Below are 11,073 nucleotides of genomic sequence, written 5' to 3'. Positions count from 1 at the left end.
CGCTTTCCTCCTGCAGAGTCAACCTCTTTCTCAGAAGTTTTTCTCCGGCGGCGCAGTCTCCTGTGCCTCTCAACCCGCTTCCCGTTGCCGGTGTTCCGTGTCGATGGAGGCGCATTATAGGGATCCCGTTTCAGAGCACAACCCTTTTTTTGGATCTTTTATCTGAACGGTTATAAATGATCCAGATTGATGAGATCGCCAGCGATCCAGGCCAGAATTGGCTTGTCAGCTGCCTGAAATCGCATCAGGCTGCATTGAAAACAGAACAAAGGAGAACATGATGGCTTCCGCCCTACGTCCATATAAAGACCTTTTCCCGCAAACTGGCCAGCGCGTTATGGTCGATCCAAGCAGTGTTGTGGTCGGTGATGTCATAATGGGGGACGACGTGAGCATCTGGCCGCTGGTTGCGATCAGGGGTGATGTGAATCAGGTCCGCATTGGTGCCCGTACTAATGTACAGGACGGCAGCGTTCTGCACGTTACGCATAAATCAGCGTCTAACCCGCAAGGCTTCCCTCTTATTATTGGCGAGGATGTCACGGTCGGGCATAAAGCGATGTTGCACGGCTGTACCATTGGCGATCGCGTGCTGATCGGAATGGGATCGATTCTGCTTGATGGCGTAATAGTAGAAGAAGAGGTGATGATTGGTGCCGGAAGTCTGGTGCCGCCAGGTAAAAGACTGGAGAGCGGCTATCTCTATCTGGGTAGTCCGGTCAGGCAGATCAGGCCGCTGAATGACAATGAGAAGGAAGGTTTACGCTATTCTGCTAATAATTATGTCGCCTGGAAAGATGATTACCTGGCGGGAGATAACCAGATCCAGCCCTGAGCATCAATATTATCCTGACGGATAGCCGCTTCAGCCTCATCTTCCAGATCCCAGCGATGGTGCTGAAACAGCGCCATCGCCTCCCCTTCACCAAAACGTGAAGCCAGCGACTTCCTGCTGATTGCACAGGTCAGCCGCATGCCGTTGACCAGCACCGGGAAACAGACCGCGTTCAGTTCAGCATTATAGGTTTCATCATCAGGAAACTGTATCGCCTGATTCATGGCTGCATGGCCTGTTTAAGCTGGGTAATCACCGGCGCGATTTCCGGCATCACACCGTGCCACAGATAGAAGGCATGAGCAGCCTGCCCCACCAGCATGCCCAAACCATCTGCCAGATGAGCCGTGCCCTGCGCCTGACACCAGCGAAGGAAAGGCGTCAGCCCGATTTGATAAAACATGTCATAACAGCGCACATCAGCATGAATGACTGCTGCAGGTAAAGGAGGGGTTTCGCCATTCACACCGCTTGATGTCGCATTAATGATCAGATCAAAGTGCTGATCTGTCAGCTGCTCAAAACCACATGCGCGGATAGTGCCGCTCGCTGCAAACAGGCCAGCCAGCTCTTCCGCCCGCGCGGCGGTACGGTTAACAACAGTGAGTGTCACGCCTGCTGAGAGAAGCGGCAGAATGACCCCACGTGCAGCACCACCCGCCCCCACCAGCAAAACCTTGTCACCAGCATTGATCATCTTCAGCCGTTCAAGATCGCTTAACAGCCCGATACCATCCGTGTTGTCACCCAGGATCTGCCCATCGCTGAGTTTTTTCACCGTGTTTACCGCGCCGGACAGGGCTGCACGTTCGCTGAGCTGATCGGCAAATTCCCATGCCTGCTGTTTAAAAGGTAACGTCACGTTGGCACCACGGCCTCCCTGTTCGAAAAAGGCAGAGAGCGCCTGAGGAAAACCATCTATCGGGGCACAAATCCGACCATAGCGATGTTCAACGCCCGTCTGTTCAGCGAAAGCCTGATGGATCAGCGGAGATTTACTGTGGTTGATCGGATTACCGAAAACGGCGAATTGATCCATGAATTAGCCCTGACGTATAAGTTCGCCGCTGATGACATCGCGGATTTCAGAGGGATTGAGCCGCCCACCCGTTTTTCCCGACAGAACCGGGAACTGCTCACCAAACTGCTGCTTCACTTCTTCAGCCGTTCGGCAGGGAGGCAGGCCTGACAGATTTGCACTGGTTGAGACCAGCGGTTTACCAAATGCGCGGCAAAGGGCCTGCACATCAGGATGGTCACTGACGCGAATGGCCAGTGAATCAAACTGTCCGGTAAGCCAGCGAGGCGTTTGTGGCGGAACGGGTACGACAAAGGTCACCGGGCCGGGCCAGCATGCAAACATCCGCTCACGCTGTATCACAGACAGTTCCCGAGCGGAGATGTAAGGTTCCAGCTGGGTGTAATCAGCCGCAATCAGGATAAGCCCCTTTTCTACCGGACGCTGTTTCAGCGCCAGTAAAGCCATGACGGCAGATTCACTGTCAGGGTCACAGCCCAGACCAAATACGGCTTCAGTAGGATAGGCGATGACCGCCTGTCGATTCAGCTGCTCTAAGCAGGTTTCAAGTGAATCGGCGAGGTGTTGATTTTCCATGGTCTATGAATTCTCTTCAGCAATGGCTTTGCCACAACTTTTACTGGCGCAAAAGCGTTTGATCCCTTGGGCCGTCTTTTTTTCAACTAATAGCGGATACTGGCAATAAGGACAGATTCCGGCAACGGGTGTCAGATTCACAACAAACTGGCAGGCTGGATAGCGGTCGCAGGAGTGAAACGTTTTGCCGTAACGGGAGCGCCGCTGAACTAACCGGCCTTCATGGCACTGTGGACAGGCCAGCGAGGTTTCATCCGGTTTGTCGATGGTTTCGGTGTATCCGCATTCCGGATAGAGGCTACAGCCAATGAACATGCCAAATCGCCCCTGCCGCAACACTTTATCCGCACCGCATTCGGGACAGGCGTGGCCTTCCAGCACTTTGACCACATGACCATCGGCCTGACCCTTTAAGGGTCGAATGTAGTCGCATGCCGGGTAGTTCGCGCAGCCCAGAAAAGGACCGTGTTTACCGGAGCGGATAACCAGTTCTGCCCCGCAAGCGGGGCAGGGATCCTGTTTACGCACGGTGAAGAGTGCAGCTTTACTCATAGCGATCAATGCATGAAAGGAAATTTAATGCAGCATACCTTCATTGGCGTCGAATAGCAGTTCTTCCATCTGCTGATAGGCATTTTCACATCCGGGAATGTTGAACAACACCATCAGTACCACCCATTTGAGATCCTCCAGGTCAAACTCAGAGGTATCCAGCGCCATAATGCGTTCGATGACCATTTCACGCGTTTCCAGGTTCAGCACCTGAATCTGCTCCAGGAACAGCAGGAAACCACGGCTGTCAGCATCTAAACGTTTGCTCTCTTCATCGGTATAAATACGCATGGAGAGCGGATCATTTGTCAGTAAAATTGGCGCAACCAGTCCTTCCTGATAGTCAGCCAATCTTTCTAACCAGTTCAGCGCACTGTAAATATCTTCACGATGGAACCCGGCATCCGTCAGGTCGTCTGTCAATCTGTCCTGATCAACACCCATTTCTGCTTCGTTGTGGATATATGTCTCAAACAAATACATCAGTACGTCGAACATGGCATGCCCTCCTCAATCGGACATAGCCGCCGGGTACAGCTGCGATCCATCCTGCTAACTCCAGTTCCAGCAACTGAGCTGAGATAACTGGCACAGATTGGCCGGCACGTTCAGCGACAACGTCAACAGGTGTAACATCATCACCTACGTTAGCCAACACATCAGCAAATGGCAATGGAGCATCGTCACTCACCTCAGAATAAATTTCACCGGCCGGTGTCATCGGCAGCCAGTTAAGTGCACTTGCCAGATCTTCCACGATGTTATGGGGATGGGCCACCAGCAGCGCCCCCTGCTGAATCAGCCAGTTTACGCCTTCACTTAAGGGGTTACCGAGCGCGCCAGGTAAGGCATAGACATTACGATTTTGCTCCAGCCCATACCGCGCCGTTACCAGGGAACCACTCTTCAGCGAGGCTTCTACCACCAGCACCCCATGGCTCAGGCCGCTGATGATACGATTACGGCGCGGAAAATTAAGCGGATGCGGCAGGGTCGTCAGCGGAAACTCAGAAACCACCGCCCCACCCTGTTCAACGATCTCTGCGGCAAGATGGGCATGATTGCTGGGATAGAGCCGCTGCAAACCACTACCTAACACGGCCACCGTTTTACCGCCTACGTTGAGTGCTGCCTGATGCGCAACACCATCAATACCTCTTGCCAGTCCGCTGGTAATGGTCAGACCGCTGAGGCTTAAGTGCTGGGTAAACCAGTCGCACCAGTAGCGGCCATAGTGTGAACAGTTTCGGCTGCCCACCACCGCTAACTGTGGTGTGCTGATAAGCGCAGGATCGCCATCAATATAGAGCAGCGGCGGAAAGCGGTTGGTTTCTTTAAGACGGGCAGGATAGGCCGCGTCCAGAGCAGTCACCAGATGGTGAGCCGGGCTCTGAGCCAGCCATGAATAGACTTCTGTAAGATTTTTTTCATTATAATCATCATATTGCTGGCACTGGCTCTCATCTAAGCCAAGCCGGATAAGCTGCTCCCTGTCTGCCTGTCCGGCACCTATTTGCTGCGCCACATCAACCCAGCGTTTTCCTGTCATTCCAGTGACGGCGGCCAGCCGTACAGACTGCGCTATTTTGTCCATCTTCAGCTCCCTGATCGCCCTTGCTTCCTGCCGCAGAATGCTGTCAATCAGGCCTCGAAAAGTCTACAATATAAGGTAGTAATCTTTTCTTAACCGAATACAGATCTGGATATTTATGTCAGTTTTGCAGGTATTACATTTCCCTGACGAGCGTCTTCGCAAAGTTGCTGCGCCCGTTAAAGAAGTTAACGCAGACATTCAGCGTATCGTTGATGATATGTTCGAGACGATGTATGCCGAAGAAGGTATCGGTCTTGCGGCTACGCAGGTCGATATTCATCAGCGCATTATCGTGATTGACGTCTCTGAAAGTCGTGAAGAGCGTTTAGTGCTGATTAACCCTGAGCTGCTGGAAAAAAGTGGTGAAACCGGCATTGAAGAGGGTTGCCTCTCTATTCCGGAACAGCGCGCATTTGTTCCGCGTGCCGAGCGGGTAAAGGTCCGTGCACTGGATCGCGAGGGTAAAAGTTTCGAACTGGAAGCCAGCGAGTTACTGGCCATCTGTATCCAGCATGAAATCGATCATCTGGAAGGCAAACTGTTTATCGATTATCTGTCGCCTTTAAAGCGGCAACGGATCAAAAATAAATTAGAGAAACTGGCGCGTCAGAACGCGCAGGCTTCCTGAGATCTTAATAAGGGATAAACGTGTCTGCCCCGCTAAAAATCATCTTTGCTGGCACACCTGACTTTGCAGCGCGTCATCTTGACGCGCTGCTTGCTTCTGAACATCAGGTTATCGCCGTATTCACCCAACCCGACCGTCCTGCTGGTCGCGGTAACAAATTAACGCCAGGCCCGGTCAAAACGCTGGCGATGGCACATGACATTCCGGTTTATCAGCCTAAGTCACTGCGACCTGAAGAAAATCAGCAACTGGTTGCTGACCTCAAGGCCGATGTGATGGTGGTTGTAGCCTACGGATTAATTCTGCCCAAGGCCGTGCTTGATATGCCACGTCTGGGATGCATCAATGTCCATGGCTCACTGCTGCCACGCTGGCGCGGAGCTGCGCCTATTCAACGTGCGCTCTGGGCTGGCGACAGCGAAACCGGCGTGACCATCATGCAGATGGACGTGGGACTGGATACCGGCGATATGCTGCATAAGCTGGCCTGTCCGATTACTGCCCAGGATACCAGTGCCACGCTGTATGACAAGCTGGCACAGCTTGGCCCACAGGGGCTGCTGGATACGCTGACATTACTGACCACTCAGCAGGCTTCACCTGAAAAACAGGATGAAACGCTGGCCAACTATGCTGAGAAACTCAGTAAAGAGGAAGCACGTCTTGACTGGACACTCTCTGCAGAACAGCTTGAGCGTTGTATTCGCGCTTTTAACCCGTGGCCGATGAGCTTTTTCACCATTGAAGATCAGCCGGTTAAAGTCTGGCAGGCAAGCGTTCTGCCCCACTGCGATCGTGCGCCTGGTGAAATTATCCATGCTGACAAGCATGGCATCCAGGTGGCAACGGCTCAGGGCGTACTGAACCTGCTCCAGTTGCAGCCCGCCGGTAAAAAACCGATGTCGGCTCAGGATCTTCTCAACTCGCGCCGGGAATGGTTTGAACCTGGAACCCTTCTGGACTGACTCTCAGGCCCGGTCCCTCACCGGGCCTTTTGTTTGATGACAAAACCCTATGACTAAATCTATCAACCTGCGTAGCCTCTCGGCTCAACTTATTGAGCGTGTGGTCGACAAGGGCGAATCCCTGAATACGGCACTGCCAGCCGCCCAGAAAAAGCTCTCTGACAAAGATAGCGCATTAGTGCAGGAGATCTGTTTTGGCGTATTGCGCACATTACCGCAGCTGGAAGCGCTGATTGGCAAACTGATGGAGCGTCCACTTACCGGCAAACAGCGGGTTCTGCACTATCTGATCATGGTCGGGCTTTATCAGCTGGAATATACCCGTGTGCCTGCCCATGCCGCACTGGCAGAAACCGTCGCGGGCGCCGAAGTACTGAAGCGCACCAGTATGAAAGGCTTATTAAATGGCGTATTACGCCAGTTTCAGCGTCAGCGGGAAGAGCTGCTTGCCACTGTTCAGTATGGCCCGCAACGCTATCTGCATCCCGGATGGCTGCTAAAGCGTTTACAGCATGCCTGGCCGGAACAATGGCAACAGATTGTCGAAGCAAATAATCTGCGTCCGCCGATGTGGCTGCGGGTTAATCGCCAGCACCACGATCGTGACACGTGGCTGGCTATGCTGGCCGAAAGCGGCAGGAATGCTCAGCCTGCTGTCGATGTGCCGGATGCGCTGCGGCTTGACGCCCCTGCCCCGGTCAGCCAGCTACCAGGCTTTGATCAGGGTTGGGTTACCGTGCAGGATTTATCTGCTCAGCGCTGTGCCTTGCTGCTTGAGCCCCAAAACGGCGAACAGATTCTGGATTTATGCGCTGCGCCCGGCGGTAAAACGACCCATATCCTTGAAATCGCGCCTCAGGCCGAAGTTATGGCCGTCGACGTGGATGCGCAGCGTCTTAAACGCGTAAATGAGAATCTGCAACGACTGGGTATGAAAGCAGACGTGAAACAGGGTGATGGACGAACGCCGCAACAGTGGTGCGGCGATCGTCAGTTTGACCGTATTCTGCTGGATGCGCCCTGCTCTGCTACCGGTGTGATCCGACGCCATCCCGATATTAAGTGGCTGCGTCGCGATCGGGATATCGCCGAGCTGGCAAAGCTTCAGGGTGAAATTCTTGATGCTATCTGGCTGCACCTGAAACCTGGCGGTACACTGATTTATGCCACCTGTTCCATCCTGCCTGAAGAGAATCATCAACAGATAGATGCTTTCCTGCAGCGCCAGCATGATGCGCAGGCAGAGCCCCTCAGAGATGCGCCCGCGAACGGCTTACAGGTCTTCCCGGAAGCCGAGGGCGGAGATGGTTTCTTCTACGCTAAGCTGATAAAAAAATCGGGTACAAACTGAAATGAGTATTGATAAGCGATGAAAATAATCATTCTGGGCGCAGGACAGGTTGGCGGAACCCTGGCAGAAAATCTGGTGGGTGAAAACAACGATATCACGGTGGTTGATACCGACTCTTCACGCCTGCGTCACCTGCAGGATAAGTTCGATCTTCGCGTCGTGCAGGGTCATGGTTCTCATCCACGAATTTTACGTGAGGCGGGTGCGGAAGATGCCGACATGCTGGTTGCCGTAACCAACTCCGATGAAACCAACATGATTGCCTGTCAGATTGCTTATTCGCTTTTCAATACGCCGAATCGTATCGCCCGTATTCGCGCGGCCGATTATCTGCGTGATGCGGACAAATTATTTATTCCTGAAGCGGTGCCTATCGATCACCTGATCTCGCCTGAACAGCTGGTGATCGACAATATCTATCGTTTAATCCAGTACCCTGGCGCATTGCAGGTCGTCAACTTTGCTGAAGGCAAAGTCAGCCTCGCCGTGGTGAAAGCTTATTATGGCGGGCCACTGGTAGGAAATCCGCTATCGATCATGCGTGAGCATATGCCACACATTGATACCCGCGTAGCCGCTATATTTCGTCAGGATCGCCCCATTCGCCCGCAGGGTTCAACCATCGTAGAAGCGGGTGATGAAGTCTTTTTCATTGCAGCCAGTCAGAACATTCGTGCGGTAATGAGTGAAATGCAGCGGCTGGAGAAACCTTATAAACGGATTATGCTGGTAGGTGGTGGTAATATCGGTTTCGGCCTGGCACAAAAACTTGAGAAAAATTACAGCGTGAAGCTGATTGAACGTAACCCTCAGCGCGCAGCAGAACTGGCAGAGCATCTTCACGACACAGTCGTCTTTTATGGCGATGCGTCAGATCAGGAACTTCTCGCTGAAGAACATGTTGATCAGGTTGATCTCTTTATCGCCGTCACCAACGATGATGAAGCCAATATTATGTCAGCCATGCTGGCAAAAAAGATGGGGGCGAAGAAGGTTATGGTGCTGATTCAGCGCCGCGCCTACGTCGATCTGGTACAAGGCAGCGTTATCGATATCGCTATTTCACCTCAGCAGGCCACGATCTCTGCCCTGCTTGGTCATGTGCGCAAAGCGGATATCGTGGGCGTTTCATCGCTACGACGCGGTATTGCAGAAGCGATCGAAGCGATAGCGCACGGAGACGAATCAACTTCACGCGTGGTCGGCCGCTCCATTGATGATATCAAACTACCGCCAGGCACCATTATTGGCGCAGTGGTTCGTGGAGACGATGTGATGATTGCCAATGATAACCTGCGAATTGAACAAGGTGATCATGTCATCATGTTCCTGACCGACAAGAAGTTTGTATCAGATGTGGAACGTCTCTTCCAGCCGAGTCCATTTTTCCTGTAAATGCCGCGTTTACAGGCGAACAGAACACAAGGAACGCAAAACTGCCGCTTAATTCGCTGTGTTGATGGCAAAACCAGTAGGGTTTGTTAGACTTTATGGCATTGGCTTGGGCAAGGAGATAAGTATGAGTTTAATCAAAGAGTTTCGCGATTTCGCAATGCGCGGCAATGTGATGGATTTAGCCGTTGGTGTCATCATCGGTGCTGCATTCGGTAAAATTGTTTCATCGTTAGTCGCCAACATCATTATGCCGCCTTTAGGCTTACTGATTGGTGGTGTCGATTTTAAATCATTCGCCTGGGTACTTAAGCCTGCAGTTGGTGATGCTCCAGCCGTTGTAATGCAGTACGGTATCTTCCTTCAGACCATCTTCGATTTTGTCATCATCGCTTTCGCAATCTTTATGGCGATCAAGTTAATGAATCGTCTGTACAAGAAAAAGGAAGTAGAGAAGCCAGTGGCTAAACCGTCAAACGAAGAAGTTCTGCTGACTGAAATCCGCGACCTGCTGAAACAGCAGAATACCCGGGTCTAGTTAATAAGCCGCCGCACAGGCGGTTTTTTTAACCGTAAAAGCAGAAGGGCAGTGATAAGACGCTTTCTTATCACTGCCCTCCCATCCAGTCCCCTTGCCATGTTTCTCTTTCCGCTTGAAACTACCTTTACCCTTTTGCTTCTGCTCAATGCGTTGCCGAAATAGCGGGTCGTGTAACAGAGCCTGAATCGCGTTATCACGGATTTGCCCTTTGGTGTGCTGATATTTACTCATGACGCCTCCTGTTGAGATGGTCTGATACTCTATTCCTTTGCAGCAAAATAACAATATGCTTATTTGCTCGAAGCCTCTCCCCGCTCCAGCGCCTCAAGAATTGAGCACGAAATGCTGCTGTGACTGTCACCACAACAGGCATCGGAAAGGTGTCGCAGGGAACGCTGCATCGTTTCTAACTCTGCGATCATCTGAGAAACTTCACTCAGCCGTTTTTCAACGATCGCTTTTGATTCCTGACAGGTGTGATGCGCAGGATCAACCCGGATCGAAAGTAGCTCTCTGATCGCTTCCAGACTGAAACCCAGTTTACGACCATAACGAATAAATTTCAGACGCTGAAGATCGCCCTCGCTGTAAAGGCGAAAGCCACCTTCCGTCCGACCATCATGATCCATCATCTGTTGCTTTTCATAAAAACGGATAGTGTCTGGCGTCACCTCCGCAAGCTTAGCTAACTGACCGATGCGAAACATTTACTCCTCCTCGCGGAAACGATGCTGAATAGCAGTGGAATAACTACCATGAAGAAAATCGGTACTGATACCCGCCTGGCGTAATCTCAGCTCCAGCACCTGAAGCCGATGGCAATGATCCTGATAATTTTGATCCGCAGGATCGAGGTTACGAAGAAGATCGTTAACTTCCATGGCTTCACGTCTGAGCTCAAGCTCCGGCGGCAGAAAGCCCGCATTTTTCAGTAAACGGTAGCCCGCTCTTAACTCAGGCGGAACATGACTGTCATCATCCAGCTGCAGCGGCTTACCAGAGCCGGGAAGATTACTCAGCTCGCCTTTTTCCAGCGCCGCTTTGATGTGCTGTTCAGCAAGTTCATCAACCAGCCACATAGTTAGCTCCTTTGAACATGAAAAGAGTAAGTTCTAAGGTAGTAAATTTCAGGCAATAAAAAACCCGCCGAAGCGGGTTTTTTACGTTGCTACAGATTACTCTGCGGCTGCTTCTGCTTGAGCTTCTGGACGATCAACCAGCTCGATGTAAGCCATCGGAGCGTTGTCACCAGCACGGAAGCCACACTTCAGAATACGAGTGTAACCACCGGCACGGCTCGCGAAACGCGGGCCCAGCTCATTAAACAGTTTTGCCACGATCTCGTTATCACGAGTACGGGCGAATGCCAGACGACGATTAGCTACGCTGTCGGTCTTGGCAAGAGTAATCAGCGGCTCAACTACGCGACGCAGTTCTTTGGCTTTCGGCAGAGTCGTTTTGATGATCTCATGACGAACCAGAGAACCGGCCATGTTGCGGAACATAGCCTGACGATGGCTGCTGTTGCGGTTCAGTTGACGACCACTCTTACGATGGCGCATGACCTTATCCTTCTCAGTGAAACCTTAACCTGTGATCT

General features: G+C 52.0%; 16 protein-coding genes. 6 read left to right on the top strand and 10 right to left on the bottom strand.

The window, feature by feature from the left end; translation table 11 throughout:
• Positions 1-280 precede the first annotated feature (280 nt).
• The gene (locus HFD95_RS17730; protein WP_010252727.1) at positions 281-835 is read left to right on the top strand and encodes a gamma carbonic anhydrase family protein; all 555 of its coding nucleotides are present in this window, start codon (positions 281-283) and stop codon (positions 833-835) included.
• On the opposite strand, the gene HFD95_RS17725 is transcribed toward HFD95_RS17730, so the two are convergent.
• From HFD95_RS17725 to dprA, 6 genes are read right to left on the bottom strand one after another with little or no spacing between them, the layout of a single operon-like run.
• A complete protein-coding gene (locus tag HFD95_RS17725; protein ID WP_010252729.1) occupies positions 802-1,059 on the bottom strand; it encodes a DUF1488 domain-containing protein in 258 nt (85 codons plus the stop codon). The genes HFD95_RS17730 and HFD95_RS17725 overlap by 34 nt on opposite strands.
• Entirely contained in the window at positions 1,056-1,874 is an 819-nt protein-coding gene (gene aroE, locus HFD95_RS17720) for a shikimate dehydrogenase (RefSeq protein ID WP_122890140.1), read from the bottom strand. Before aroE ends, HFD95_RS17725 begins: the two co-directional genes overlap by 4 nt.
• A gap of 3 nt (positions 1,875-1,877) precedes the next feature.
• Positions 1,878-2,450, bottom strand: a complete 573-nt coding sequence (gene tsaC, locus HFD95_RS17715; RefSeq protein WP_010252735.1) for an L-threonylcarbamoyladenylate synthase type 1 TsaC — start codon at positions 2,448-2,450, stop codon at positions 1,878-1,880.
• A 3-nt stretch (positions 2,451-2,453) separates the two neighbouring features.
• A complete protein-coding gene (locus HFD95_RS17710; protein ID WP_010252738.1) occupies positions 2,454-3,002 on the bottom strand; it encodes a topoisomerase DNA-binding C4 zinc finger domain-containing protein in 549 nt (182 codons plus the stop codon).
• Between the two features lie 24 nt (positions 3,003-3,026).
• A complete protein-coding gene (smg, locus tag HFD95_RS17705) occupies positions 3,027-3,500 on the bottom strand; it encodes a DUF494 family protein Smg (protein WP_010252741.1) in 474 nt (157 codons plus the stop codon).
• Positions 3,472-4,596, bottom strand: a complete 1,125-nt coding sequence (gene dprA / locus HFD95_RS17700) for a DNA-protecting protein DprA (protein WP_158131345.1) — start codon at positions 4,594-4,596, stop codon at positions 3,472-3,474. Before dprA ends, smg begins: the two co-directional genes overlap by 29 nt.
• Positions 4,597-4,711: 115 nt before the next feature.
• Here dprA and def point away from each other — a divergent pair, with 115 nt between their 5' ends.
• The 5 genes from def (at position 4,712) to mscL (ending at position 9,470) form a co-directional block, all read left to right on the top strand.
• Positions 4,712-5,224 carry a peptide deformylase gene (gene def / locus HFD95_RS17695; RefSeq protein WP_010252747.1) on the top strand — a complete coding sequence of 171 codons (513 nt, stop codon included), beginning with the start codon at positions 4,712-4,714 and terminating at the stop codon, positions 5,222-5,224.
• Positions 5,225-5,244: 20 nt separating this feature from the next.
• Positions 5,245-6,189 (top strand): methionyl-tRNA formyltransferase, encoded by a 945-nt coding sequence (fmt, locus tag HFD95_RS17690; RefSeq protein ID WP_010252750.1) that lies wholly within the window; start codon positions 5,245-5,247, stop codon positions 6,187-6,189.
• A gap of 49 nt (positions 6,190-6,238) precedes the next feature.
• The gene (gene rsmB, locus HFD95_RS17685) at positions 6,239-7,540 is read left to right on the top strand and encodes a 16S rRNA (cytosine(967)-C(5))-methyltransferase RsmB (RefSeq protein WP_167430558.1); all 1,302 of its coding nucleotides are present in this window, start codon (positions 6,239-6,241) and stop codon (positions 7,538-7,540) included.
• Between the two features lie 18 nt (positions 7,541-7,558).
• Positions 7,559-8,935 (top strand): Trk system potassium transporter TrkA, encoded by a 1,377-nt coding sequence (gene trkA, locus HFD95_RS17680; RefSeq protein ID WP_010252756.1) that lies wholly within the window; start codon positions 7,559-7,561, stop codon positions 8,933-8,935.
• A 124-nt stretch (positions 8,936-9,059) separates the two neighbouring features.
• Positions 9,060-9,470: a large-conductance mechanosensitive channel protein MscL gene (gene mscL, locus HFD95_RS17675; protein ID WP_022625142.1), complete on the top strand. Its 411-nt coding sequence runs from the start codon at positions 9,060-9,062 to the stop codon at positions 9,468-9,470.
• Here the strand turns inward: mscL and HFD95_RS17670 are convergent, their stop codons facing one another.
• The 4 genes from HFD95_RS17670 to rplQ form a co-directional block, all read right to left on the bottom strand.
• Positions 9,471-9,704: an alternative ribosome-rescue factor A gene (locus HFD95_RS17670; RefSeq protein ID WP_010252762.1), complete on the bottom strand. Its 234-nt coding sequence runs from the start codon at positions 9,702-9,704 to the stop codon at positions 9,471-9,473. It abuts the gene before it with no gap.
• A 59-nt stretch (positions 9,705-9,763) separates the two neighbouring features.
• On the bottom strand, positions 9,764-10,180 hold the full coding sequence (gene zntR, locus HFD95_RS17665; RefSeq protein ID WP_061704334.1) for a Zn(2+)-responsive transcriptional regulator: 417 nt from the start codon (positions 10,178-10,180) through the stop codon (positions 9,764-9,766).
• Entirely contained in the window at positions 10,181-10,552 is a 372-nt protein-coding gene (locus tag HFD95_RS17660) for a DUF1992 domain-containing protein (RefSeq protein ID WP_022625141.1), read from the bottom strand.
• A gap of 96 nt (positions 10,553-10,648) precedes the next feature.
• Entirely contained in the window at positions 10,649-11,035 is a 387-nt protein-coding gene (gene rplQ, locus HFD95_RS17655; RefSeq protein ID WP_003850180.1) for a 50S ribosomal protein L17, read from the bottom strand.
• Positions 11,036-11,073 lie beyond the last annotated feature (38 nt).

This window comes from Pantoea sp. EKM10T (assembly GCF_011800685.1).
Lineage (GTDB): Bacteria > Pseudomonadota > Gammaproteobacteria > Enterobacterales > Enterobacteriaceae > Pantoea > Pantoea agglomerans.
Note: the sequence above shows the minus strand (reverse complement) of the source record. Positions and strands in the feature narration are given on the sequence as shown.

Bases quoted from the DNA above. Each gene is read 5' to 3' on its own strand.
- HFD95_RS17730 (WP_010252727.1), top strand. From the start codon at position 281: ATGGCTTCCGCCCTACGTCCATATAAAGACCTTTTCCCGCAAACTGGC.
- HFD95_RS17725 (WP_010252729.1), bottom strand. From the start codon at position 1,059: ATGAATCAGGCGATACAGTTTCCTGATGATGAAACCTATAATGCTGAA.
- aroE (WP_122890140.1), bottom strand. From the start codon at position 1,874: ATGGATCAATTCGCCGTTTTCGGTAATCCGATCAACCACAGTAAATCT.
- tsaC (WP_010252735.1), bottom strand. From the start codon at position 2,450: ATGGAAAATCAACACCTCGCCGATTCACTTGAAACCTGCTTAGAGCAG.
- HFD95_RS17710 (WP_010252738.1), bottom strand. From the start codon at position 3,002: ATGAGTAAAGCTGCACTCTTCACCGTGCGTAAACAGGATCCCTGCCCC.
- smg (WP_010252741.1), bottom strand. From the start codon at position 3,500: ATGTTCGACGTACTGATGTATTTGTTTGAGACATATATCCACAACGAA.
- dprA (WP_158131345.1), bottom strand. From the start codon at position 4,596: ATGGACAAAATAGCGCAGTCTGTACGGCTGGCCGCCGTCACTGGAATG.
- def (WP_010252747.1), top strand. From the start codon at position 4,712: ATGTCAGTTTTGCAGGTATTACATTTCCCTGACGAGCGTCTTCGCAAA.
- rsmB (WP_167430558.1), top strand. From the start codon at position 6,239: ATGACTAAATCTATCAACCTGCGTAGCCTCTCGGCTCAACTTATTGAG.
- trkA (WP_010252756.1), top strand. From the start codon at position 7,559: ATGAAAATAATCATTCTGGGCGCAGGACAGGTTGGCGGAACCCTGGCA.
- mscL (WP_022625142.1), top strand. From the start codon at position 9,060: ATGAGTTTAATCAAAGAGTTTCGCGATTTCGCAATGCGCGGCAATGTG.
- HFD95_RS17670 (WP_010252762.1), bottom strand. From the start codon at position 9,704: ATGAGTAAATATCAGCACACCAAAGGGCAAATCCGTGATAACGCGATT.
- zntR (WP_061704334.1), bottom strand. From the start codon at position 10,180: ATGTTTCGCATCGGTCAGTTAGCTAAGCTTGCGGAGGTGACGCCAGAC.
- HFD95_RS17660 (WP_022625141.1), bottom strand. From the start codon at position 10,552: ATGTGGCTGGTTGATGAACTTGCTGAACAGCACATCAAAGCGGCGCTG.
- rplQ (WP_003850180.1), bottom strand. From the start codon at position 11,035: ATGCGCCATCGTAAGAGTGGTCGTCAACTGAACCGCAACAGCAGCCAT.